The organism is uncultured Acetobacteroides sp., assembly GCF_963667355.2.
Lineage (GTDB): Bacteria > Bacteroidota > Bacteroidia > Bacteroidales > ZOR0009 > Acetobacteroides.
In genome coordinates, this window is record NZ_OY763328.2 from 4,268,627 (window position 1) to 4,292,415 (window position 23,789).

Consider the following 23,789-nt stretch of genomic DNA (forward strand, 5'->3'; position numbering starts at 1 on the left):
CTGCTGCGGTGCTGTAAGTCACCACTTAACCTGCTTGTTGACTATACCGTGTGTTATAAGCCATTTTTATTCTTTTTCTTCAATCGTTACTTCGTTTTCTTTTTCATACCAATGTTTGTATTGTCGCAGGATATTGATTCCAGTTTGAGTATTTTCATAGTCATTAAATTGAACTCCTTCTTTATTAATTTCTACACCATAATTTTCCATTATTAATTTGAAAATAAAATCCTTATCAAAGAATTGTTTGAATCTATCATAGTGTTCTTTTTTGAAGTTTGATTTGTATGGAGCTGGATGACTTGTACTACTTACCTCTGGAGTAAAAACTTCAATCAATTTTTGAACTTTTAGAGGATTTTCAGATAAAATATTTCTAATGTACTTATTGAACTCTTTTGGTTTAATTTCAGACCATGATTCTAAAAGATACCAAGTTTGTTCTTGGTATTTTTCAAAAAAAGGAATTTCTCCTGCCTCTTCAAGTGCTCGTTCTATTGAGACAAGTGCAAGGGTATTATATTCATCTATACTGAATGTTTTTTCCTCCTCCGTTTTGCCAGTCCTAAGCCAATAATTTATATTTTGAGCAAATTCAAATGGTTGAGAAGTTTGCATTAACTCAATTGCAAGATCTAATTTTTCTTTCTGATTATCATGCTTTTTTATAAGTTGGTAAATAAAAATTGCAGCTTGAGAATTTGGTTGGTCAAAGCCAAAGTTAAATACAGAGTGGTCTTCTGGAAAAATATCACCTGAGCGTCCTATACTTAAAGCCAACTTCTTTGATGTTTCCCAATCTAAGTCCTCTTCAAAACTTCTTATTTTATGCAAAAAGTTATTAGTTGAACTTGATTCAATAAGTTTTTTGAAGGATATAATTATTTCTGTTTGCGTTTTTTCTTTAACGGTAGTAATAAAACTATCAAACTGAGCATCTGAGATTTCACCTTTAAGCACCGCATATGAAAAATATCGCTTAAAATAGTCAGGTGAAACAATTCTTTTTTCTTTATACCACTCTTCTGGTCCCTTATGATAAAATGTATTTTCAAAGGCTTCTTTAAGTCTTGGGAATAAACCTTTTAATAAAGAAAATATGGCTTCCTTTTCCCGCTTGCTTAAATCTTTTCCAAGTATTTCCAAGTGTTCTTGAAGTTCTTTTTTTCTTGTTTCCTTGTCATTTGCATATCTGTTATATAAAGAATCATAAGATGCTAAAAAATAATTTGAGTTTTGTTTTAAAAACTCGTAATAGCCCGGATAGAAAATCTTTAAAGATTCAACTAACATTAAATCAACCATATTTACTTCACCTTTTAGTAATGGAAATGAGAAAGATAAAGTATTTCCATATCTCACTGCTAAACGGGGTGTTGAAAGCCGTAACAATACATTGCCAACAAATTCAGAAACAAACCTTTGTACATCATCTTCCGATAGGATAATTCCGCTTTCATTGATTGCATTGTCAACAAGTTCAAAGCAATATTGCTTTAAAGCATCTGGTTGTGCTTGTGGAATTTTTAAAGGAACCTGAATTATTTTTTCAAGAAAATTTAATCCCGCTTGTTTGTCTCCTTGTCCAAATCTTTCTCCAATTGCAGATGCAACCATTTCTTGGTCGAAAGAGAGAATATAGATTGTATTCGAGAAGTCAGCGGTTAATTTTACTAATCGGAAAATTGCATGAATTTCTTGTTTATCAAGCCTGTCGATATCGTCAATGAAGATTACGATTTTTTTATTGCTTTCAAGCAATAACTTCTCAAACCTTTCTTTTAAAGTTTCAATATCAACATTTGACAGGACTTTGCCTATAGATTCAGCTGCTTCTCCCGCACCAAAAATGGATACAATTTTCCCATATTTTTCAATAATATCACCAATTGTTTCTTTATTGGTTTTTAACGGTCCTTTGCGATCATTCCATTTTTCCTTCGTTCTTTCAATAAATCCTATTTTTTCTGTTTTTGGCTCGGGAAAGGATTTTTTAACTTCTAAAGCGAGTTTATTAAAGAATGAAACTAACAATGTTGCTTCCTCGGTAAATCTCCAAGGATTAAAGCGAATAGGAATAATATCTTCATTTGTTCCCAGTTCATGTTCAATGAAGTTTATTACAGAAGTTTTCCCCTCTCCCCAAGCTCCATATATTCCAATTACAATAGAGTCGTTATCAGTAGAATTGACAATTTTTTCTGCGACACGCTTTGAAAAATCATATCTCTGAAATCTGTCTTGGATTTTTAAAGAAACTGGTTTGTCTGAAGATATTTTTTGTTTCATGTTGCGTTTGTTCAAAATTGGCTATAACTCTTTTATATATACACCTCTATCCTCCCCAAAATGCATATACCAACTTAAATTTGTAGGGGTATGTATACCTTTCCTATAATAGAAGTGCATCTATCCTACCCGTAAACCTCCATCCCGAACGGGATGCCAAAGAAATACCAACTAACTCAATACTTACTTAAAGGTTTACGATTTAAAATAGTGCTGCAATGTATTAATATTTCCCTACCGCTATACTTTAAAAGCTAAATAAATGCAGCATTAGATGTTGCGTTTCTCTGAGGATCCGCAACAATTAGATGCTTTTCCCCCTTTGCTCTACTTCGTTGCACCCATCGATTCGATGCATCTTTAGGTTCTACAGTTGCATCTGAAAGTCGTTTAGATGCATCTGAAAGCTGATTAGATGCATCTGAAAGTCGTTTAGATACATCTGAAAGCTGATTAGATGCATCTGAAAGTTGATTAGATACATCTGAAAGTTGATTAGATGCATCTGAAAATCGTTTAGATGCATCTGAAAGTTGATTAGATGCATCTGAAAGTCGTTTAGATGCATCTGAAGATTGATTAGATGCATCTGAAAGTCGTTTAGATGCATCTAAAGTTTGCTCAGAAGTATCTTTCATTTTGAAAAATGCAGCTAAAGATCGATTGCTCGAACCATAATAAAAATATATTTGTAGGAGATACTTCTAGAATATAAATCGTAAGACAAAACTGTATGAAGGTAAGGATACTCCTACTCTTTGCCATTGGCACCTTTGCGTGGTATGGCTCTGCAGCCCAAATCAGCATTAAGTCGGGCAGCAACACCGAAAACCCCATCAAGATTACCGATCTCTCCATAAAGGTTAAGGTGGTGGGTAACATTGCCACCACCAGCTTCGAGATGACGGTAACCAACACCTCCAAGCGCACGCTGGAGGGCGAGCTCTCGCTTCCGCTTAATGGCGATCAGGACATCTGCCGCTATGCGCTCGACGTTAACGGTAAGCTGCGCGAGGGCGTTCCCGTCGAAAAGATTAAGGCTCGGCAAACCTTCGAGGCCATCGTACGCCGTGGCGTAGATCCCGGACTGGTTCAAAAGACCAAAGGCAACATCTTTAAGACAAAGATCTACCCCATTACCCCCAACGGTAAGCGCACCGTTGCCATCGGCATAACCGAAACGCTTACCGCCAAGAATGGCAAGCTGCTCTACTCGCTTCCGCTGGAGGGGATAGACACCGTTGGCCACTTTACCGTAGATGTTGCCGTAGTAAAAGGCAGCACCAGCCAAACGCCTAGTACCGATGGAGGCTTCTCCACCATCAGCTTCGACAACCAGGAGAATACCTACAACCTTAGTTTTAAGCGCGACAGCTATAGGCCCGAAAAGGCGATAAGCTTCGCGGTTCCCCAGTTTAACACGTCAAAGGAGCAGCTCTACACCACCGAGTTCGAGGGTAAAACCTTCTTCTACCTATACGCACAGGCTCCCTTGCTGGCGCAGCAGACCAAGCCAACGCCAAGCACCATTGCCGTGTACTGGGATAACTCCTCATCGGCAGATCGCCGAGCCATCGACAAGGAGCTGCAGCTGCTGGAGGTCTACCTCAATAGGCTAAAAGGAGCCAAGCAGGTGGTGGTCTACACCTTTAACCACGAAGTGGCAGTTCCCAAAACGTTTACCGTTGCCGACAATGCCGCTCCCCTTATCGCCTACCTGAAATCGGTAAAGAACGATGGGGCAACGCGCCTCGACAATATCAGCTTCAGCAGTAAGGCAAGCGAGATTTTGCTGTTTACCGATGGGATAAACACCATCTCTACGGATGAGGTTAAGCTGCCATCCGTTCCCGTTTACACCTTTATATCTGCTGCAGGCTGCAACACCAGCATGCTAAGGTATATTGCCAATAAAACCAACGGCGAAGCTATCAACCTACAAAATCAGCAGGTCGAAGCGGCTGTTATTCCAATGCTCGGCAACAACGAGCGCTTTGTTGGCGTAACCTACGATAAGACCAAGATGCAGGATGTTTACCCAACAACCTCGCAGTCCATAAATGGAAGCATTTGCCTAAGCGGCATACTTCTTAGCGATAAGGCTACGCTAACCGTTAATTACGGTAATAAGCAGGGGGTAACTCAGTCTCAAGCATTCAGCATTAGTAAAGATGCACCCCAAGATGCTTCGGTAGTACGCGTTTGGGCAAAGATGAAGATCGCCGAGCTGGACACCCGCTACGAGCAGAATAAGGAGGAGATAGCCGAGCTCGGACAAAAGTTTGGCATTGTAACCCGTAATACCTCCTTCCTGGTGCTCGAAAGCATTAACGACTACGTACAGTACGGCATTGAGCCACCTGCCGAGCTTCGTGCCGAGTACAACCAGATTATGGCTAACCGCCCAAAACCTTCTTCGGATGGATCGGAGAACATTGTCACTCAGAATGCGCAGTACGTAAAAATGCTAAGCGATTGGTATAATGCTAAACCAGCGGTAAAACCTATCAAGAAGAAGCATAGGACAGGAAAACGAGGAGGACGCGTAAGATTCTCACCTCCTGTAATTAGGTCCGATGAGGAGGTGACAGAGGGCGAAGAGATGAATTCGCAAGACACGTTAAACGCAGCACCACTAGATGAAAATGTTGGACAGGAAATTGTAGCAACTCCTGTAGAAGCAGTAAGAGAGATTGCACAAGAGGAGGAACCCGCCTTTCAAGCGGTAGAGCAAGTAGCAGCACGTAAAAGCGAAGAACCAATCGAAGTTGTAGTAGCGGGGTATAGCAATACCTCGAAAAAGGAAAAGCCTCAATCTATCGCGCTACAACCTTGGATGCCCGATGCTCCTTACCTCCGCGTGCTTCGCGAAACAGTTACCGATAAGCTCGATTCCACCTACTTTGCGCTAAAGGCAAATAATGCAGATCGTCCTGCCTTCTTTATTGAGGTTTCCGACTTCTTCTTCAAGAAAGAGATGAAGGCAACGGGCATCAGAGTTCTGTTAAGCTTACTCGAAATGGATGCAGAGAATCCGGAGCTGCTAAAGATTGCCGCCCACCGTTTAGTGCAGGAGGGCGACTACGCCGATGCCATCCTTATTTACCAAGAGGTAAAGAAGTTACGCCCCGAAGAGCCTCAATCGTACCGCGACCTAGCAGTAGCCTACGAGTTGAGCGGACAATACCAAAATGCACTCGACCTCTACTGCTATATAATGGGCAAGAGCTGGGGCCGATTCGACATTATTAAGGAGGTTATCCTAAACGAGATGAACGCGCTTATTGCCGCACATCGTAAAAAACTCGACATCTCCAACGTAGAACCTTCGTACATAATGCCAATGTCCGAAAATGTTCGCATTGTAATGGATTGGAGCACCAACGACAACGATATCGATCTTTGGGTAGATGATCCTTCAAAAGAGCGATGCATGTATAGCCACAAACGTACCGAGGCTGGAGGGAAGATATCGGCAGACTTTACCGGCGGATACGGTCCCGAAGAGTTTATCATCAAAAAGGCAATCCCCGGCGAGTATAAGGTTTTCACCAACTACTTCTCCGATGGAAGACAAAGCCTTACTGGTCCAGTTACCATCTACCTTACCCTTTACACCAACTACGGAACACCTAAACAGGTAAGAAAAAGCATTGCCGTACAGCTTAAGGATCATAAGGAAAGCATCTCCATTGGTAGCATAACCTTTACTCCCGGTAAATAATTCAAAGACTAGACATAGAAAGTAAAAAGGTCGCCTGCTAGGCGACCTTTTTACTTTCTATAAATCTATTGAGAAACAGGAAATGAGCGCAATCGCAGTCTATCCACCCATAGATAAGGATAGTATTTATGGCTTCACCTGATCCATTTCATCGACAGCAAGGGCTGCATGGGAGTAGGCGGCACCTGCCCGCATTTCGGTAGCCACCCAAATGGCTTCCATGATCTCCTCCTTGCTGGCCCCCTTACGCATTGCCAACCGTGTATGCGAGCGTATGCAGTATGGGCATTGGGTTACATGCGCCACCGCAACTGCTATAAGCTGCTTCGTTTTTTCGGATAGTGCGCCCTCCTTATATACTGCCTTGCTAAAGCCTACGAAGGCTTCCGAGATCTCAGGCGCAAGTTCGGCTCTCTTTTTAACGTTTTCTCTTGACGATTCGGGATAAAGCTGATCGCCTTTCATGCTATACTATTTTTAATCGTTGATAAGATATAATGTAAATCGCACCTAAAGTCTAGCGACTAAGCCATTCTTTGAGAACAAGCGCCTCGTTATGCTCTACATCTTTTGCAGCATAGAGCAACGTTACCGTCCCCCCTTTCAGTTGATCCTTCAAAATGGAAACCTGCTCAGCATTTGCTTCAAGCTCGCGATGGTAAAGCTCCTTGAACTGCTCCCACTTCGCAGGATCGTGCCCAAACCATTTACGAAGTTCGGTGCTGGGCGCAATTCCCTTTAGCCATAAGTCTATGCGGGCCCTTTCCTTGGTCAGTCCTCTTGGCCAAAGCCTATCCACGAGGATACGCATACCGTCTTCCATTTCAGGCTTTTCATACACTCTTTTAAGATTCATCTGCAGCTACTCTTTTAGAATAAGGTTGAATCTACGCCGCATGCAATCGTTTTATAGGGAATCGCCAAAAATGTTCTCGGAATTCATCAACAGATCGACATACTGTGCTCTCCTATAAACAAATGAATTACTATCGAGCTTGTTTTTTGACAGCTTCCCTCTAAACTCTTCGATACTACTATAATTTTTACGATCCATCCAATCCTCCAACTCTTTCTTTATAGTACCAATTTGTGTCAAGCCATGCTTGTATACCGTACTGACTACCTGTACGCAAGATGAACCTGATAATATAAGTTTGATAACATCTTCACCTGTTGATACTCCATGACTGCTACATATGTCGGCATGAATATTATCGAATAACAATCCCGTATACTTCAAAGATTGCTTAAAATCGCCTTCTTTACTGTAATTGATTGATTTGACATGTTTCTCTTTCATGATATCAATATTCGGCTGGAAGAATGAATTAAATAGAACAAAGGCATCAACTCCGACCCCATCCAACTTTTTAATATAATTCAGAATATTCGTATAGTCTGGGCTTAATTTTACGCTTACTGGTATTGAGATGTTTTGCTTGATTTTATTTACAATATTGATCTGTTCCTCTTCAATATCTTTTGCCTCTTTATTGAAATCTGAAGGACTTTGGTATAAATTCAGCTCAATTCCATCAACTCCAGTCTCACATAATAATTTGGCATATTCTATCCAGGTATCTTCATTGATTGCATTAAGGCTGGCAATAATCGGAATAGACAAACTCTCCTTTGCCTTCCTGATATTCAACAAGTGCTCTTCACACCCTGCAAATTTAATATTGGGGTGAATTGTAAGCATTTCCGCATATATATCGTTGAATTCAGTTAACTCCTCATCCATCTGTAATCTTTCCAGCTGTATTTGCTCTTCGAATAAGGATCTATAAACAATTGCAGCGACACCATGTTCTTCAGCCTTTTTAAGCACATCCAAATGTTTTGCCATATTACAGGCTCCTAAAATGATGGGGTTATCTAATTCTATCCCCATGTACTTTGTTTTAAGATTTTTCATTGAAGTGATTTTAAAAATTTTGACAACCGTATGCTTATACGGCTTTTTAGCCAAATGGGCAATCTCTTTCTTTGTTATATTTCCCTAAAGACATAACAGATTTACAGAGACTTAAGATTGCGCTCTTGAAAAATGAATTAGGCCTCTTATCCAAAGCCTATTTACGAGTATACGAACACCGTCGTCTTCGTCCGGTGCTTCGCATACTCTTTTTTAATTTTTACTTTGCTCGTTTTAGGATATACTGCCAATAGAAACCCTACTCCGAGTACTTAATTACCTCTACAGGACAACCGTCGGCTGCATCCTTAATCTGCGCTTCGTAATCGGAATAGCGAACACCTTCGATTACCGTTGATACATCTTCGATAACAAATACCTCTGGACAAACATCTGCACATAGCCCACAAGCCGTGCAACCGTCCTCTACCCATACTTTTGATATTGCCATGACTTCTGTTTTTAGAAAATATTAGGTGACATTAAAGATACGCATCTTTAAGCTCCTTTAGCAGCTTATGATACTCTTCGTGCTTACCTGCGCCAATCTTTTCGATTTCCAGCCTTTCGAAGGCTTCATATATTTCCGATTGCTCCTTTTCATCCAGCACCTTGTCGGCCATCATAAAAAGAACATTGTTTTCCTTTTCGATATGATTCCTGAGGAGTTGAACATATCCCGCTGATGCTTCAACAATACCCTTGGCTGCATTCTTGTTGCCAGCCTTAAGGTCTTCAAGAGCATCCGCTAGCGCCTTAATATACTCTCTTCCCTTCCGATGCTCGCTAAGCATTACTCCAACCGGACCACCTTCGTTAGGTATGCCATGCTTTTCCAACTCAGGGAATAGAATATCCTCTTCCTTCCCGTGATGGCATTTATCGGCAAAGCCTTTTAGGAAATCGACGATCCTCTCGTAATGGGCAACATTTGGCTCTTTGCCCTGCTCAATAGCTATGGAGATTTTTTCCATAATCTTAAGCATTAGCTTAATGCCTTCGTGCTCGTCTTTCAGCTGTTGTGTAGCCTTCATCTCTTTATCCTCCTAAAATTTATTGATTTTCTTTATGTTCTTTATTGATAGACCATCCTGTTTTCAGTCCGACAACAAACCAGGCAAGGGCTAAAGCCCCGAAAGCAAAAATGGTATCGCCAACTACCCTTAGCCAGCGGAGAGTTTGCATTTCGGGCTGCTGCATAAAATCTGCCGAACGTGCATACCACATGCCATGCTTAATGCTGGCGATGGTCTGCAGTATTCCCACCGGAAGAAGGCTTAACAGCAGCATCAGCAGCAATCCAATATTCATCGACCAGAATGCAAAGCTGATAGTTCTGTCTTTCCATTCATACTTCTGCGTAAGCCCTTTCAAGACAAAAAGCATTAATCCAATACCCAACATCCCGTATACACCAAACAAAGCAGCATGCCCATGGATAGGTGTAGTATTGAGCCCCTGCATATAGTATAGTGCAATGGGAGGATTGATAAGGAAACCGAATAATCCTGCACCAACAAGATTCCAGAAGCTTACCGAGATTAAAAAGTAGATGGGCCATTTGTAGGTTGTTACCCAAAGTGTAGCCCGGCTAATCCTTAAGTTATGGTACGCTTCGAAACCCATAAAAACCAATGGCACTACCTCAAGCGCACTGAACGTGGCCCCCAGCGCAATTACAGCAGTAGGCGTACCCGAAAAATATAGATGATGAAAGGTTCCGATAATACCACCGCTCAGGTAAACAATGGTGGAAAATAAAATCCCCGTTGTTGCATACCTTATATTCAGTAGCCCCATTCTTACAAATAAAAAAGCAGCTACAACTGTTGCAAACACCTCGAAGAAACCTTCTACCCAAAGGTGAACAACCCACCATCTCCAGTATTCTGCAATGGACAAATGCGTTTGCTGCCCCCACATGAGTCCAGCCCCATAAAATGCAGCAATGGCTATTGATGCGATTAAAAACATAAATAGCAGCTGCCTATTCTCTGAAGGCTTCCTTAATGCTGGCAACAGCGCACGGAACATCAGAATGAGCCAAATGACAAGACCAATAAAAAGAAAGATCTGCCAGAATCTGCCAAGATCGACATATTCATATCCTTGGTGACCAAACCAGAAATTTTGAACGAGTCCCATTTTCTGCATTATTCCCATCCATTCACCAGCAAGGGAACCGGCTACAATAATGAGAAGTGCAAAAAATAAGAAATTCACCCCCAACCTTTGGTACTTCGGTTCAATCCCTGATACAGCAGGAGCAATGTATAATCCGGTAGCCAGCCACGAAGTTGCAATCCAAAATATCGCCAACTGAATATGCCATGTACGCGATGCAGCATAAGGAAGTATTGCATCTAACCTCAAACCGTAAAATCCTTTTCCTTCTACACCATAATGCGCTGTAATAACGCCCATCAATACCTGAACAAGAATAAGTGCGACTACAATCCAGAAATACTTCAACGTTGCCTTCATAGAGGCTGTAGGATTGAGGCCAACTAAAGGATCATTTTTAGGCAACAGCGATTTATCAAGTTCATCCGACTTGTTTTGCGCATAATAGTATGCCAGCAACCCGATAGCAACAAGTAGCATGATTACGCTGAAGCCTGTCCATAGGTTAATACCCGGTGAAGGAGTGTTTCCAATCGTTTCATCAGGTGGCCAGTTGTTAGTATATGATATTGCGCTTCCCGGCCTCTCTGTAACACATGCCCATGCTGCCCAGAAAAAGAAAGCATTCATTTCATGCATTCTTACTGCGTCCTTAATGGAATTTGCTGGTATTGCATAGTTCGATCTTTCCTTGTCAAGCGCTGGATTATCCATAAAAAGACCTGCGTAATGCGCGCTAATATATTTAATTGCTGCTGCCCGTTCATCCGAAATTTTCAGAATGCCTGTATTGCTATCATAGGTATTCGTCCGAAGCATCTTTTGCAGCCTAACTTTAAGAGCAGCCTGTTGTTCGGCACTAAGCTTACGATATGAAGAAGCATAATCTTTTTGCGCCCAACTATCGAGAATAAACATTGCTTCTTTATGCAGCCAATCCGCCGACCAATCTGGTGCTAAATATGCTCCGTGCCCCCAGACAGTGCCAACTTCCTGCCCTCCTATGGATTGCCATACATTCTGACCGTCTTTTATTTGCTGTGCGGTGAATAGAACGGTCCCATTGTCGGCAACTACCTTCTCCGGAATCGGAGGTTTTTCTCTATAAATCTCATGACCGTAAAAGCCAAGGACTCCAAAGCAAACAACAAGAATTGAAATGAATCCGAACCAGAGTTTTTTTGTTTTCATATCAGAAACTCTCTAGGTTTACAATTTCATACTCCTTCTTTCTTAAGTCTATCGGCTTATAATTGAAGGAATAATGTTTCACATATTAGCATTACGCTATTTTAAAACATACAATTACAGAAATTGTTTTATAGTAACTATTTACATAACCCCAATGCCTTAGCGATTAGGATTTACAGCAGAAAAAATGTCGAAATAATTCAGACTGTTCAGACAAGGCAGAGCCTACAGCAGGCAAGCTAATACTAAAAGGAACTATACCGTAGAATATAATTGTTAGCCCACCTTCCATGAAAGAATAGAGTTGATGGAAACTAGCCCGCATTGCTCAATTCCTGAGATCAATAATAGCATGTTATGTAAGAGATTAGCAGCAAAACATTCATACAAGGTCTCTGTTCCTGTTCAAAAATTGCTTACAACCTGTTAATAACTTTGTTGAAAACTCTTTTTTTTATGCCGTAAAAAGGCTTACTTTGCCCTTAGATCAACGAATTGCTAATATAATCTGTAAATAAATGGCCGTTGTTAGTAACCTACAGAGAAGAAACTCGCTTGGAACACCAATTGCTATGCGAAGCAAGAGGATTTATCGCCAATCTGTAATATTCAACAGCTCCGAAATGAGCACCGTTGAGTTCTTTTGCAACAAGTACAAGATTCAAAACCGCGGCAAGTTCTTCCGCGAAACCATCATTACGGCTGTACTCCAAAAGTTGGAGCAAGATCACCCACGCTTATTCTAGGCTCTTATCGATATACTGTACCCTCTTATGCCGAGGGTATTTTTTTATGGTTGAGAGATTAAATATACGATGTATGATATGAGAGAAAACGGCAATTCGTAATACGTGATACCATAACAATAGATACGATGAAGAAGATACTTATCATAGGAGAATCAAACACCTGCCGTTCGCAGATGGCCGAAGGCTGGATGCGCTACTACACCAAGAATCACGCCGAGGTGGTAAGCGCTGGGCTTACCAAGCAACCTGTAGATCTTTTTGCCGCCAACTCCATGTCGATGGCCATAATCGACATCTCTAAGCAAACCAGCAAGTCAATAGAAGAAGTTAATAACGAGGAGTACGACTACGTACTTTACGTTTTTGAGCCAGCATCGCCCAATGGTATTTCGTTTATGGGAGAGCCAAAGGTTATTGTTCAACCTTTCGAGAAACCAAAGGAAGGTGCAAACTCGAAGGAAACTGATGCCAACTACGCCCGTATAAGAGATGAAATCGAGAACTTCTGCTTCGATTTCGCCCACCAGTATATACGTAAGCTTTACTAAGATGGTCGCTCAGGTTGAGATAGTACTTCCACCATACCCTAAAGGGTTTCATTTAGTCACAAGAACTATTGAGGAGAAGGTTGCCCCCTTGCTACCCGAAAGTGGACTGCTCAACCTATTTATACACCACACATCGGCAGCGATATCCATTAACGAGAACGCCGACCCGTCGGTTCGTACCGATTTCGAAACATTTGTCAACAGCTGGATACCCGAAAACTACCCGCAATACACCCATACCGACGAGGGCTCGGACGATATGCCAGCCCATATAAAATCCTCTACATTTGGGGCATCCATCAACATCCCAATAGCCAACCATCGGCTTAAGTTGGGGACCTGGCAGGGCATCTACCTCTGCGAATTTCGTCGTCAGGGAGGGAGTAGAAGAATTACAGCTACAATTCTCTACTAAAACAACATTATCGCCTTACATTTCCTAAGATTATTTGATGATTGTAATTTGAATTATTTCAAATTATACTACATTTGCTACCATTACTTAGCTTATAAAAAACATCAAAAGTCATATGGAAAGAAAGCTTTTCCTAGGTGATGAAGCAATAGCCCAAGGTGCAATAGACGGCGGTCTATCAGGTCTATACGCCTACCCTGGCACTCCATCAACCGAGATTATGGAGTACATCCAAAGTTCGAAAGAAGCTCGCGAAAAGAACATCCACAGCCTATGGTCGACCAACGAAAAGACGGCAATGGAAGCCGCTTTGGGAATGTCGTATGCCGGGAAACGAGCAATGGTGTGCTTTAAGCACGTTGGTCTTAATGTTGCGGCCGATTGCTTTATGAATGCATCTATTACCGGTGTAAACGGTGGTTTAGTGGTGGTTTCGGCTGACGACCCATCAATGCACTCATCTCAAAACGAGCAGGATTCGCGCTTCTACTCAAAATTTGCAATGATTCCTATCCTCGAGCCATCTAACCAGCAGGAGGCTTACGATATGGCCTACTCTGCATTCGAGTTAAGCGAGAAGTTTAGGGTTCCCGTGATGATTCGTATCACAACCCGCATGGCCCACTCGCGTGCAGGGGTTGCCCCAAAGCCTGTGAAACCACAGAACGGACTTAAGTTACCAGAAGATCCACGCCAATTTGTGCTATTACCAGCCATTGCTCGTAAGAACTACAAAAAGCTTCTTGCCACACAAGAGCCAATGGTAAAGGATTCCGAAAAGTCTGTATTCAACCAGCTAATTGATGCTCCAAACAAGAAGTTAGGAATTATTGCTTCAGGTATTGCGTTCAACTACCTGATGGAAAACTTCGATGGAGTTTCTCCATATCCAGTACTAAAGGTTTGCCAATACCCTCTTCCCCACAAACAGGTAGAAACTCTATACAACCAATGCGACGAACTTCTTATCATGGAGGAAGGTTATCCTATTATCGAGGAAATGATTAAAGGATTCCTTGCAGTTGGCAAACCAATTCATGGTCGCTTGGATGGAACTTTACCCCGCGATGGCGAGCTAACTCCTGCTATTGTTGCTAAAGGTTTAGGAATGCCCGTAGAAGAGGGCCTACCTGTACCTGAAGAAGTGGTAATGCCACGCCCACCTGCACTATGCAACGGCTGTGGTCACCGCGACGTTTACGCTGATTTGCTTGATGCAATCCTTGAGTATGGACAAGGTCGCGTATTTGCCGACATAGGCTGCTACACGCTTGGCGCATTGCCTCCATTCAACGCCATCAACAGCTGCGTGGATATGGGCGCCTCTATCACCATGGCTAAGGGCGCTTCTGATGCCGGACTTGTTCCTGCGGTTGCCGTGATTGGAGACTCTACGTTTGCTCACTCAGGAATGACAGGCTTGCTTGATGCTGTTATCGAAAACACGCCTATCACCGTTGTTATTTCCGACAACTCTACTACCGGGATGACCGGTGGACAATCGTCGAATGCATACGGACGATTGGTAAGCATCTGTACCGGTCTTGGCGTTCATCCCGATCATATCCGTGTGATAGTTCCTCTTAAGAAGAATCACGAGGAAAACCTTCGCATTATTAAGGAAGAGCTTGCCTACAACGGCGTGTCGGTTATCATTCCACAGCGCGAGTGCATCCAAACCGCAGCACGTAGAAAGAAAGCTGAGGCTAAATCAAACGAGTAACAATTTCGGTATTCGATAAAAAGATAAAAGATGAAAACAGATATCATACTTGCAGGCGTTGGCGGACAAGGCATCCTATCAATTGCCGCCGCTATCGGAACAGCCGCCGTGCAAAGCAACCTATACCTAAAACAGTCGGAGGTTCACGGGATGAGCCAGCGCGGTGGCGATGTGCAGTCGCACCTCCGCATCTCGGACAAGCCTATTGCATCGGACCTAATTCCGCTTGGAAAAGGCGACATCATCATCTCCGTTGAGCCAATGGAGGCGTTACGTTACCTTCCCTACCTCGCTAAAGGGGGCTGGATTGTAACCAACACCACTCCATTCATCAATATCCCCAACTATCCAGAGCCGGAAAAGCTAATGGGTACCCTGAAAGGGTTGAAGAATGTTATCGCCATCGATGCGGATACCATTGCAAAAGAAGCAGGTTCGGCACGCTCGGCTAATATGGTAATCCTTGGCGCTGCCTCATCGTACCTTAACATGCCTATTGAGGCAATAGAGAAGGCTGTAGTAACGCTTTTCGAACGTAAAGGTCAGGAAATTGTAGATGCCAACCTAAAGGCACTACATGCAGGAAGAGATGCTGCAAAGGCAAAATAAGCAACTCCATTAACACGCTATAAGGCTCCTTTCGTACCAGAGAAAGGAGCCTTTTTGTTTTCAAACACACCCACTGTTAGTTCAACATTAGGATTCCATACATGAATTATACAAAACGGGTACAATTAATTAAGGTTTGGGAGAACTATTCCAGAAGGTTGAAGAACCATGGGACTGTCAAATAGGCTTGGAATACATCTATCGCATCATTTAATTTGGTAAGCTTCGGTTAACTCATTATTAACATACAGGTAAAGCGTGGTGTCGAATTGAATGGTAGTTTTGCAACAAACTTAACATACAATGGATAACATCCTTCTAATTATTGTTACCATACTGCTACTCTTGTCCATCTTAGCCACGATTGCCATTGTTATTGGCACCGACAAGCTTCGCTTTACCAAATCGAAAAGGGCACCAAAGAAGGCTATCGGCTGCATTAAGGAGGAGGATATCGTAAAGCGCTGCGTTGACGAGGTGAACAAGGCCCTGCGAAACATTGTGGTGATCTACAACGAAACCATCCACGGACTATCGAATAACGACCGAAAGCTGCTGAAGAAGCTAAACAACGATGTGGAAGAGATTGCGAACGAAACCAAAGCATACAAGAAAAACCTCCACCATACCCTTACCCAACTGAAAAGCGACTCGATTGAAACAGGGCTTTACTACGTGCAGGTGGTCGACTACCTGAGGGAGATTGCCCACTCGCTCAGCTTCATCACCAAGCCCGCCTTCGACCACATTGACAACAAACACAAGGGGCTGCTTAAGGAGCAGGTGGTGGAACTGAAGTCGATCAACTATGAGGTATCGACCCTATTCAGCAGCATCAACCACATCATCAACGAGCAAACCTTCGACGAAATTCCAGATACCATCAAGCAGCAACAGCAGGTAATAGAGCTGCTAAACAGCGCCCGCAAGAAGCAGATTAAGCGCATAAAGAACGGCGAGGCCACCACCCGCAACAGCGACCTCTACCTTGGCATCCTTAACGAAACAAAGAACCTGCTGCTCCAAACCATCAACCTGCTAAAGGCCGAGAGGGACTTCATCGTTATGGATGCAGAGGTTCTATCGGATAGACTGTAGAGGCAGCTCGCAACTCCAGCACTTCAGTCGCCCTCCTTCGTCTTTAAACTTTATCTGGCCAAATAGGTTTATAGGAAGAGCATCGTTATCCTGCTCGTTCAATCCCAAACTTGAAAGGCTATGGTAAAACAACTGGTATTTCTGGCATCGTTAGCGCTTGCTCTTTCTACGGCAAGCGCACAAAACGGACAGGTTAAGCTGAAGTATGGCTATGCCGACCTTGAGCCCTACATCGACTCCACCACCGTTCGCATACATTACTCGGCGCATCATGCCGCCTACGCAGCCAACCTGAGCAAGACGCTCGAAAGCTACCCCGACCTAACGGGAATGCCGCTAATGATGCTGCTGCGCAACATCAGCACCCTACCTCAGCCTATTCAGCAGGCGGTACGCAACAACGGCGGCGGAGTTTACAACCACAACCTCTACTTCGAAAGCCTCACGGCACCATCCAACAGCGTGATGCCCGATGAGCTCAAGGCAATACTGGAGAAGCAGTACGGCAGCGTTGAAGCGTTTAAGGCCGCGATGGAGAAGGCGGCGCTATCGCGCTTCGGCTCGGGATGGGCATGGCTGCTCGTTTATCCCAACGGCACGCTAGCCATTACCACAACGGCCAACCAGGATGCTCCCTTCATGGATGTAGCCCTAACCGAAGTCTACCCCATCTTCAACATAGACGTATGGGAGCATGCCTACTACCTGAAGTACCGCAACAAGCGGGCCGACTACCTCGCCAACCTCTGGAAGGTGGTGGACTGGAGGCAGCTCTACAGCAGCTACCTGAAGGCCATTGGCCAGTAGCGTAAAGCGCCTTCACTATTTTCAACAAGCGGCGAAAAAACCTTGCATGAGGTCATGCAAGGGCAAAAAACGAATTTTTGATGCTTGCATGACCTCATGCAAGCACCAAAAATGTGTTTGCGGGCCTAGAATGACCTCATGCAAGCACCAAAAACGTATTTGGAAGGCATGAATGACCTCATGCAAGCATGAAAAATTCATTTGGAGGGCTTGCATGACCTCATGTCACCCCTACCGAGCGGATAAGCTATTCTACCATCCCCCACATGAGGCTATAGGCTCCATCAATCCTCCCGCAAGTCACTAGCGGCTGTAACTTTTCGCAAAACAAACCGTCGTAAGGTCGATATATGGCCAGCTAGCGCTTTTGCCAACCATGCATGGTTGATATTTGGCCTATAGTTCTACATTTGCAGCTCAAATACCATTAACAAATGAAGGTAGCATTTAAGGTTATACTCTTTGCTTTCGGGCTGATCATTACCTCTTGCGTGAAAGAGGAGGTTGGTCCCGGCGATGTAACCGCTGTAAAGCGGATAGGAATTGGCTACTTCGACAAGCTGAAGGTTGAAGATGGCTTTCAGGTAGAAGTTGTTAGAGGCAGCCACATAGAGGTCGTAGTAGAAGCCCCCGATGGCTACCAGGACAACATACACACCGATATAAGCGGAACTGGCGAGCTCAACATCTACCTCGATAAGGCAATAATGCCTCAAGATGTAAAGCATAAGCGGGTGCTGATAACCATGCCGGTGCTCAGCTCCATCACCGCTTGGGGAGGCTCCGAGGTATACACAACAGGCATCTTTAATCCGACGAAGTTCAAAATTGATGCTGATGGTGGCAGCTACGTCGAAACCAACATCGCCACCGACGAGCTGAAGGTGGTGGCCAGCGCAGGCTCCGAGGTAAAGCCCTACGGCGAAGCTGGCAGCCTTTATGTTGATGAGCTATCGGGCAACAGCAAGCTGTACGGCTTTAGGCTGCTCACCAGCCTTAGCGACCTGAATCTACTGGGAGGCAGCGAGGCACAGGTAACAGCTGTAGATAAGCTGGTGGTTACGGCATCGGACGCAAGCATTGTAAAGTATGCGGGGCACCCCAACATCGTGTATTCGCTAACGGGAGGCTCCCTGCTTATTGACGCCAACTAGAACGCTTCTACGACATACAGCAAGCGGCTATCTCGTATTTCCGAGGTAGCCGCTTCTTTTTTATTCGATGCAATTCGATGCTACAGAATCCTCCTCCGCCTAAACCAGAAGTAGGTTATCAGCGATATCGCCACCATAAGCAGCACCACAAAGAGGTAGCCGTAGCGCCACTTGAGCTCGGGCATCACCTCGAAGTTCATCCCGTAAACGCCCACGATAAACGTTAGCGGCAGGAAGAATGCCGAAAAGATGGTGAGCAGCTTCATCACGTCGTTGCTCCGTTGAGCGGTAAGCGTAAGGTAGGTATTCATCAAGCTGCTGCTATCGTCAAGCGCCTCCTCGTACTCCAAGATCAGCCGCACCAGCGAATCCTTAACATCCTGCAGCGCCGTTTGGTGCTCCTGCTGGATGGCATACTGATTGAGCACCGCCTGAGTAAGCAGCAGCAGTTTTTTGCTGATGCGGAGCTCCGCCTTCTGGAAGTATAGATCCTCCTGCGACACCCGCTTTAGATTCTTTAGAAAGATGATTTTCTCAACCTCGTCGATATGGTTGGAGTGCCAGCTGGCTGGCTCAACGTACGAATCTACGATATGGTTGAAGATATGGATCACCAGCTGGTGGATGTCGATCGACGAGTCCAGCGTATCCTTGATGTCCAAAAGAAATGGGAAGTTGGAGCGATGCACCGTGATCAGCAGCCCTTCACTGATGAAGAAAGCCACCTTCCCCGACAGTTCGTGAACCGTTGTAACATTATCCCCCAGCTGGGCAATGTAGGCGCGGAGTATGATAAAGGTAAAGCCATCGTGCTGCTCTATTTTGGGCAGGTGTCCCGGCTCCATGCTGTCGGATACCAGAAAGTAGTTGAGCTTATGCTGGGCTGTTATCTCCTGCAGCTCCTCGTTGGTTGGCGAAATCAGGTCAATCCAATCGAAGGTGTCAAACTTGGTTTCCTTTACGCTGTTTGTCATTTCAGTTAAGCGATGTTTTTGGTAAAGATAGCAGTTCTGCAGAATATGCTACCTAACTTGATACTCCATGAGAACCATACTCCTATCCAACGCCATGCTGTTTACCATCAATTGCGAACAAGACTATCCTAGCGCCTACACCACTAGAAAAGTTGATCGAAGCCCAACGTTAAACAACCCTTAAAGTGCCGCTTCTTTCGAATAAATCGCACAATCTTCCAACTATTAGTTTTAATTATAGGACTGGCTTTATATCTTTGCACACTACATTTAATTTGCACATATAGAATGAACGTTGAATCAATCATTTCGGATTGGTGTCTTGCAGGAGCGCAGGCGCTTTATGGAAACGAAATCGCCGCATCGCATATTCAAATCCAGAAGACCAAGAAGGATTTTGAGGGAGACTACACCCTAATTGTATTCCCTTTTGTAAAACTCGCCAGAAAGTCACCCGAGGCTATCGGAAAGGAAATAGGCGAATACCTTTTGACCAACGTTCGGGAAGTTTCAGCATACAACGTAATTAAGGGATTCCTTAATATAGCCCTCACCCCCGAGTTCTGGGCAGAACGTCTAAACCAGGCGTTGGCTACACCTAACTACGGGATTGCAGAACCCAACAGCGGCAAGTCTATCATGGTCGAGTACTCCTCGCCCAACACCAACAAGCCGCTGCACCTTGGACACGTTCGCAACAACCTACTCGGCAATGCCGTTTCGAGGATTTTGAAGGCTAGCGGCCGAAAGGTGTATATGGTAAATTTGGTAAATGACCGCGGAATCCACATCTGCAAGTCTATGATTGCCTGGAAGCTCTTCGGCAATGGAGAGACTCCAGAATCGACAGGCAAAAAGGGCGATCATCTTGTAGGCGACTACTACGTTCGCTTCGACAAGGAGTTCCGAGCTCAGGTTAAGGAGATGGTTGCAGGCGGCATGGAGGAAGAAGAGGCTAAGAAGAAGGCTCCTATCCTACTTCAGGCTCAAGACCTACTCCGCAAGTGGGAAGCAAAAGACGAAGAGACCATCAACCTTTGGAGCACGATGAACGGCTGGGTTTACGATGGCTTCAAAACGACATACAACGACCTTGGCATTACCTTCGATCGTACCTACTACGAATCACAAACCTACCTTCTAGGCAAGGAACTTGTGATGAAGGGGCTCGAGAAGGGCGTATTCTTCAAAAAGGAGGATGGCTCTGTTTGGATCGACCTTGCCAATGACGGCCTCGACCAAAAGCTGCTGCTTCGTGGCGATGGCACCTCGGTTTACATGACCCAAGACCTTGGCACCGCCCATCAGCGCTTCGACGAGTACACGCTCGACGAACACATCTACGTTGTAGGCAACGAGCAGAACTACCACTTTCAGGTGCTTCGCCTCGTGCTTAAGAAGCTTGGGTTTAGCTGGGCCGATAGCATCACCCATCTCTCATACGGCATGGTTGAGCTACCCGAAGGTAAAATGAAGTCGCGCGAAGGAACCGTTGTTGATGCCGACGAGCTAGTTGACGAAATGGTATCTACCGCACGCCAGATGTCGGAAGAGTTAGGTAAACTCGATGGCCTAACCGAAGAGCAAGCCACCGCCGTTAACCGCATGGTTGGTCTTGGAGCACTAAAATACTTTATTCTTAAGGTTGACCCTAAGAAGACCATGATGTTCGACCCCAAAGAGTCTATCGACTTTAACGGAAATACAGGACCATTTATCCAGTACACCCACGCTCGTATCAAATCGCTGCTACGAAAAGCAAAGGATGCAGGATTTGAAGTTCCATCATCAATTGGCATAAACCTTAGCCTATCGGCAAAGGAACTAGATCTCATTAAACTGCTCGACCTTTACCCAGAGATTGTGTCAGGTGCTGCAGATGATCTTTCGCCTGCGATCATCGCCAACTACGCATACGACTTGGCGAAAGAGTTCAACCAGTTCTACCACGATGCGCCAATCATTAAGGAGGAGAACGAAGCTATTCGTAAGATGCGCCTTGCCCTTTCGCAGCAAATCGCACTTACCATTAAAAGTGCAATGAATATGCTGGGGATTGACGTTCCTGAGAAGATGTAAATCATAGACGTTAGATATTAGATGTTAGATGTTAGACAAACAAAAAAAGAATCTAGAGTCTAACATCTAAAATCTAAAGTCTGAAAATGTAATTAAAAAAGAAAACCATATATGTTCGAGAATTTATCCGACAGGTTAGACAGGGCATTTAAGTTGCTGAAGGGTGAAGGTAAGATCACCGACATCAACATTGCCGAAACCGTAAAAGATATCCGTAAGGCACTTCTAGATGCCGACGTTAGCTATAAGGTTGCCAAAACCTTTACCGACGACGTAAAGAAGAAGGCTCTTGGTCAAGACGTACTCAACTCCGTTAAGCCAGGTCAGATGATGACCAAGATCGTTCACGACGAACTGGTGCAGCTCATGGGTGGCGAAATGGTCGACATCGATATTAAGGGAACTCCAGCCGTAATCCTTATTGCCGGTCTACAAGGTTCTGGTAAAACCACCTTCTCGGGTAAGCTAGCCTCGTTCATAAAGAGCAAAAAAGGTCGTCAACCTTTGCTCGTTGCCGGCGACGTTTACCGTCCAGCCGCTATCCAGCAGCTGAAAATACTTGCCGAACAAATAGAAGTTCCTGTTTACACAGAAGAGGGAAGCAAGAATCCTGTAGAGATTGCCAAGAATGCCGTAAAGTACGCCAGAGAGCAAGGTCAAAATGTGGTTATCATCGATACCGCGGGACGTTTGGCTGTCGACGAGGCGATGATGCAGGAGGTTGAAAATATCAAGAAAGCGGTTAACCCAAGCGAAATCCTTTTCGTTGTCGACTCGATGACCGGTCAGGATGCCGTAAACACCGCAAAGGAGTTCAACGACAGGCTCAACTTCGACGGCGTTGTCCTAACCAAGCTCGATGGTGATACCCGAGGCGGTGCCGCTCTTTCGATTCGCTCGGTGGTAGATAAGCCTATCAAGTTTGTAAGCTCAGGCGAAAAGATGGATGCCCTTCAGGTGTTCCACCCCGAGCGTATGGCCGACCGTATCTTGGGCATGGGTGATATCGTTACCCTTGTTGAAAAGGCACAGGAGCAGTACGATGTAGAGCAAGCCCGTAACCTTCAAAAGAAGATTGCCAAGGATCAGTTCAACTTCAACGACTTCCTTTCGCAGATTGGCCAAATCAAGAAGATGGGTAACCTCAAGGATCTTGCAGGCATGATCCCAGGCCTTGGCAAGATGATGAAGAACATCGACATCGACGATAACGCCTTTAAGGGAATTGAAGCCATCATCAAGTCGATGACCCCCGGAGAACGCGAAGATCCATCCGTAATCAACGGTAGCCGCCGCAAGCGTATTGCCGAAGGTAGCGGCACCACCATCCAAGAGGTAAACCGCCTGCTTAAGCAGTTTGAGGATACCCGCAAGATGATGAAGATGATGGCAGGTGGACCACGTGCAATGGGCGGCATGATGAAAGGCATGAAGGGCATGAAACGATAATCCACATACAAAAAGCTAACCTATGAACCTAATTGACGGTAAGAAGATTGCCTCCGAAATAAAAGCCGAAATAGCTGCAGAGGTTAAGGAAATGGTTGCCCAAGGGAACAAGGTTCCCCATTTGGCTGCAATTATTGTAGGCCACGATGGCGCTAGCGAGACCTACGTTGGCCATAAGGAAAAAGGATGCGCAGAAGTTGGCTTTAGGTCAACCATCATCCGATTTGAGGAGGATGATGCTGAAGCCGAGCTGCTGGCAACCATTAAGAAGCTAAACGAAGACCCTGAAGTAGATGGGTTCATCGTTCAACTACCGCTGCCCAAGCATATCGACGAGAATAAGGTGATTGAGGCAATAGATCCTAAAAAGGATGTTGACGGGTTCCATCCAACCAACGTTGGCCGAATGATGATTGGGCTTCCCTCCTACATCTCGGCTACCCCATTTGGGATACTGGAGCTCCTCAAGCGCTACAACATCGAAACATCCGGCAAGCATGCCGTGGTTATCGGCCGTAGTAACATTGTAGGGCGTCCAATGGCCAACCTGCTATCGCAAAAGGGCTACCCTGGCGACTGCACCGTAACCGTTTGCCACAGCCGCACCAAGAATCTTAAGGAGGTTTGCCTTTCGGCTGACATCATTATTGCCGCACTTGGCGCACCCGAATTCGTTACCGCCGAAATGGTAAAAGAGGGTGCTGTAGTTATCGACGTAGGTATTACCCGCGTTAAATCGGCGACTACCAAGTCGGGGTGGAAGCTACTTGGCGATGTTAAGTTCGATGAGGTTGCCCCCAAATGCAGCTACATTACGCCTGTTCCTGGTGGCGTTGGTGCAACAACCATTGTTGCGCTTCTAACCAACACCCTAAAGGCTTGCAAAAAGGAAATCTACAAGTAAACGAAAGGTATAGGATACAAGAAAGGGCTCGAAA

General features: G+C 44.6%; 21 protein-coding genes. 12 read left to right on the plus strand and 9 right to left on the minus strand.

Annotated elements, in window-relative coordinates:
• Positions 1–66: 66 nt before the first annotated feature.
• Positions 67–2,289, minus strand: coding sequence for a KAP family NTPase (locus ACHZA1_RS17620; RefSeq protein WP_320053166.1), 2,223 nt, complete (start codon positions 2,287–2,289; stop codon positions 67–69).
• Positions 2,290–2,543: 254 nt separating this feature from the next.
• On the minus strand, positions 2,544–2,927 hold the full coding sequence (locus ACHZA1_RS17625) for a hypothetical protein (protein WP_320053167.1): 384 nt from the start codon (positions 2,925–2,927) through the stop codon (positions 2,544–2,546).
• Between the two features lie 95 nt (positions 2,928–3,022).
• On the opposite strand from ACHZA1_RS17625, the gene ACHZA1_RS17630 reads away from it, so the two are divergent.
• Positions 3,023–6,013 carry a VIT domain-containing protein gene (locus ACHZA1_RS17630; protein ID WP_320053168.1) on the plus strand — a complete coding sequence of 997 codons (2,991 nt, stop codon included), beginning with the start codon at positions 3,023–3,025 and terminating at the stop codon, positions 6,011–6,013.
• Positions 6,014–6,139: 126 nt separating this feature from the next.
• Here ACHZA1_RS17630 and ACHZA1_RS17635 read toward each other — a convergent pair whose 3' ends face one another.
• The 6 genes from ACHZA1_RS17635 to ACHZA1_RS17660 form a co-directional block, all read right to left on the minus strand.
• Positions 6,140–6,478: a carboxymuconolactone decarboxylase family protein gene (locus ACHZA1_RS17635; RefSeq protein ID WP_320053169.1), complete on the minus strand. Its 339-nt coding sequence runs from the start codon at positions 6,476–6,478 to the stop codon at positions 6,140–6,142.
• Between the two features lie 52 nt (positions 6,479–6,530).
• Positions 6,531–6,869: a DUF488 domain-containing protein gene (locus ACHZA1_RS17640; protein ID WP_320053170.1), complete on the minus strand. Its 339-nt coding sequence runs from the start codon at positions 6,867–6,869 to the stop codon at positions 6,531–6,533.
• Positions 6,870–6,920: 51 nt separating this feature from the next.
• Entirely contained in the window at positions 6,921–7,931 is a 1,011-nt protein-coding gene (locus ACHZA1_RS17645) for a dihydroorotate dehydrogenase-like protein (protein WP_320053171.1), read from the minus strand.
• Positions 7,932–8,190: 259 nt separating this feature from the next.
• Entirely contained in the window at positions 8,191–8,382 is a 192-nt protein-coding gene (locus ACHZA1_RS17650) for a ferredoxin (RefSeq protein ID WP_320053172.1), read from the minus strand.
• A gap of 31 nt (positions 8,383–8,413) precedes the next feature.
• Positions 8,414–8,965: a hemerythrin domain-containing protein gene (locus ACHZA1_RS17655; protein WP_320053173.1), complete on the minus strand. Its 552-nt coding sequence runs from the start codon at positions 8,963–8,965 to the stop codon at positions 8,414–8,416.
• A gap of 19 nt (positions 8,966–8,984) precedes the next feature.
• Positions 8,985–11,246 carry a nitric-oxide reductase large subunit gene (locus tag ACHZA1_RS17660; protein WP_320053174.1) on the minus strand — a complete coding sequence of 754 codons (2,262 nt, stop codon included), beginning with the start codon at positions 11,244–11,246 and terminating at the stop codon, positions 8,985–8,987.
• A 518-nt stretch (positions 11,247–11,764) separates the two neighbouring features.
• On the opposite strand from ACHZA1_RS17660, the gene ACHZA1_RS17665 reads away from it, so the two are divergent.
• The 8 genes from ACHZA1_RS17665 (at position 11,765) to ACHZA1_RS17700 (ending at position 18,349) form a co-directional block, all read left to right on the plus strand.
• Positions 11,765–11,992, plus strand: coding sequence for a hypothetical protein (locus tag ACHZA1_RS17665; RefSeq protein WP_320053175.1), 228 nt, complete (start codon positions 11,765–11,767; stop codon positions 11,990–11,992).
• 128 nt (positions 11,993–12,120) lie between these two features.
• Positions 12,121–12,543 carry a hypothetical protein gene (locus tag ACHZA1_RS17670; protein ID WP_320053176.1) on the plus strand — a complete coding sequence of 141 codons (423 nt, stop codon included), beginning with the start codon at positions 12,121–12,123 and terminating at the stop codon, positions 12,541–12,543.
• 1 nt (position 12,544) lies between these two features.
• Complete coding sequence (locus tag ACHZA1_RS17675) at positions 12,545–12,958, plus strand: secondary thiamine-phosphate synthase enzyme YjbQ (protein WP_320054933.1); 414 nt, start codon at positions 12,545–12,547, stop codon at positions 12,956–12,958.
• A gap of 115 nt (positions 12,959–13,073) precedes the next feature.
• Positions 13,074–14,681, plus strand: a complete 1,608-nt coding sequence (locus ACHZA1_RS17680) for a thiamine pyrophosphate-dependent enzyme (RefSeq protein WP_320053177.1) — start codon at positions 13,074–13,076, stop codon at positions 14,679–14,681.
• Positions 14,682–14,711: 30 nt separating this feature from the next.
• Positions 14,712–15,290 carry an indolepyruvate oxidoreductase subunit beta gene (locus ACHZA1_RS17685; protein ID WP_320053178.1) on the plus strand — a complete coding sequence of 193 codons (579 nt, stop codon included), beginning with the start codon at positions 14,712–14,714 and terminating at the stop codon, positions 15,288–15,290.
• A gap of 303 nt (positions 15,291–15,593) precedes the next feature.
• Entirely contained in the window at positions 15,594–16,388 is a 795-nt protein-coding gene (locus tag ACHZA1_RS17690; protein ID WP_320053179.1) for a hypothetical protein, read from the plus strand.
• Between the two features lie 120 nt (positions 16,389–16,508).
• On the plus strand, positions 16,509–17,195 hold the full coding sequence (locus tag ACHZA1_RS17695) for a superoxide dismutase (protein ID WP_320053180.1): 687 nt from the start codon (positions 16,509–16,511) through the stop codon (positions 17,193–17,195).
• Between the two features lie 434 nt (positions 17,196–17,629).
• Entirely contained in the window at positions 17,630–18,349 is a 720-nt protein-coding gene (locus tag ACHZA1_RS17700; RefSeq protein WP_320053181.1) for a head GIN domain-containing protein, read from the plus strand.
• An 80-nt stretch (positions 18,350–18,429) separates the two neighbouring features.
• Here the strand turns inward: ACHZA1_RS17700 and ACHZA1_RS17705 are convergent, their stop codons facing one another.
• Positions 18,430–19,323, minus strand: coding sequence for a CorA family divalent cation transporter (locus ACHZA1_RS17705; RefSeq protein ID WP_320053182.1), 894 nt, complete (start codon positions 19,321–19,323; stop codon positions 18,430–18,432).
• A gap of 288 nt (positions 19,324–19,611) precedes the next feature.
• Between ACHZA1_RS17705 and argS the strand changes: the two genes are divergently transcribed.
• The 3 genes from argS to folD all read left to right on the plus strand — a co-directional run bounded on the left by argS (position 19,612) and on the right by folD (position 23,755).
• Positions 19,612–21,402 (plus strand): arginine--tRNA ligase, encoded by a 1,791-nt coding sequence (argS, locus tag ACHZA1_RS17710; protein ID WP_320053183.1) that lies wholly within the window; start codon positions 19,612–19,614, stop codon positions 21,400–21,402.
• Between the two features lie 111 nt (positions 21,403–21,513).
• Positions 21,514–22,851 (plus strand): signal recognition particle protein, encoded by a 1,338-nt coding sequence (gene ffh, locus ACHZA1_RS17715; RefSeq protein WP_320053184.1) that lies wholly within the window; start codon positions 21,514–21,516, stop codon positions 22,849–22,851.
• A 22-nt stretch (positions 22,852–22,873) separates the two neighbouring features.
• A complete protein-coding gene (gene folD, locus ACHZA1_RS17720; RefSeq protein ID WP_320053185.1) occupies positions 22,874–23,755 on the plus strand; it encodes a bifunctional methylenetetrahydrofolate dehydrogenase/methenyltetrahydrofolate cyclohydrolase FolD in 882 nt (293 codons plus the stop codon).
• The last annotated feature ends 34 nt before the right edge of the window (positions 23,756–23,789 follow it).

Excerpts from the sequence above, each read along its gene's own strand:
- ACHZA1_RS17630 (WP_320053168.1), top strand. The coding sequence starts at position 3,023 with ATGAAGGTAAGGATACTCCTACTCTTTGCCATTGGCACCTTTGCGTGG.
- ACHZA1_RS17670 (WP_320053176.1), top strand. The coding sequence starts at position 12,121 with ATGAAGAAGATACTTATCATAGGAGAATCAAACACCTGCCGTTCGCAG.
- ACHZA1_RS17650 (WP_320053172.1), bottom strand. The coding sequence starts at position 8,382 with ATGGCAATATCAAAAGTATGGGTAGAGGACGGTTGCACGGCTTGTGGG.
- ACHZA1_RS17625 (WP_320053167.1), bottom strand. The coding sequence starts at position 2,927 with ATGAAAGATACTTCTGAGCAAACTTTAGATGCATCTAAACGACTTTCA.
- ACHZA1_RS17690 (WP_320053179.1), top strand. The coding sequence starts at position 15,594 with ATGGATAACATCCTTCTAATTATTGTTACCATACTGCTACTCTTGTCC.
- ACHZA1_RS17645 (WP_320053171.1), bottom strand. The coding sequence starts at position 7,931 with ATGAAAAATCTTAAAACAAAGTACATGGGGATAGAATTAGATAACCCC.
- ACHZA1_RS17655 (WP_320053173.1), bottom strand. The coding sequence starts at position 8,965 with ATGAAGGCTACACAACAGCTGAAAGACGAGCACGAAGGCATTAAGCTA.
- ACHZA1_RS17660 (WP_320053174.1), bottom strand. The coding sequence starts at position 11,246 with ATGAAAACAAAAAAACTCTGGTTCGGATTCATTTCAATTCTTGTTGTT.
- ACHZA1_RS17675 (WP_320054933.1), top strand. The coding sequence starts at position 12,545 with ATGGTCGCTCAGGTTGAGATAGTACTTCCACCATACCCTAAAGGGTTT.
- folD (WP_320053185.1), top strand. The coding sequence starts at position 22,874 with ATGAACCTAATTGACGGTAAGAAGATTGCCTCCGAAATAAAAGCCGAA.
- ACHZA1_RS17635 (WP_320053169.1), bottom strand. The coding sequence starts at position 6,478 with ATGAAAGGCGATCAGCTTTATCCCGAATCGTCAAGAGAAAACGTTAAA.
- ACHZA1_RS17705 (WP_320053182.1), bottom strand. The coding sequence starts at position 19,323 with ATGACAAACAGCGTAAAGGAAACCAAGTTTGACACCTTCGATTGGATT.
- ACHZA1_RS17695 (WP_320053180.1), top strand. The coding sequence starts at position 16,509 with ATGGTAAAACAACTGGTATTTCTGGCATCGTTAGCGCTTGCTCTTTCT.
- ACHZA1_RS17700 (WP_320053181.1), top strand. The coding sequence starts at position 17,630 with ATGAAGGTAGCATTTAAGGTTATACTCTTTGCTTTCGGGCTGATCATT.
- ACHZA1_RS17665 (WP_320053175.1), top strand. The coding sequence starts at position 11,765 with ATGGCCGTTGTTAGTAACCTACAGAGAAGAAACTCGCTTGGAACACCA.
- ACHZA1_RS17685 (WP_320053178.1), top strand. The coding sequence starts at position 14,712 with ATGAAAACAGATATCATACTTGCAGGCGTTGGCGGACAAGGCATCCTA.
- argS (WP_320053183.1), top strand. The coding sequence starts at position 19,612 with ATGAACGTTGAATCAATCATTTCGGATTGGTGTCTTGCAGGAGCGCAG.
- ACHZA1_RS17640 (WP_320053170.1), bottom strand. The coding sequence starts at position 6,869 with ATGAATCTTAAAAGAGTGTATGAAAAGCCTGAAATGGAAGACGGTATG.
- ffh (WP_320053184.1), top strand. The coding sequence starts at position 21,514 with ATGTTCGAGAATTTATCCGACAGGTTAGACAGGGCATTTAAGTTGCTG.
- ACHZA1_RS17680 (WP_320053177.1), top strand. The coding sequence starts at position 13,074 with ATGGAAAGAAAGCTTTTCCTAGGTGATGAAGCAATAGCCCAAGGTGCA.
- ACHZA1_RS17620 (WP_320053166.1), bottom strand. The coding sequence starts at position 2,289 with ATGAAACAAAAAATATCTTCAGACAAACCAGTTTCTTTAAAAATCCAA.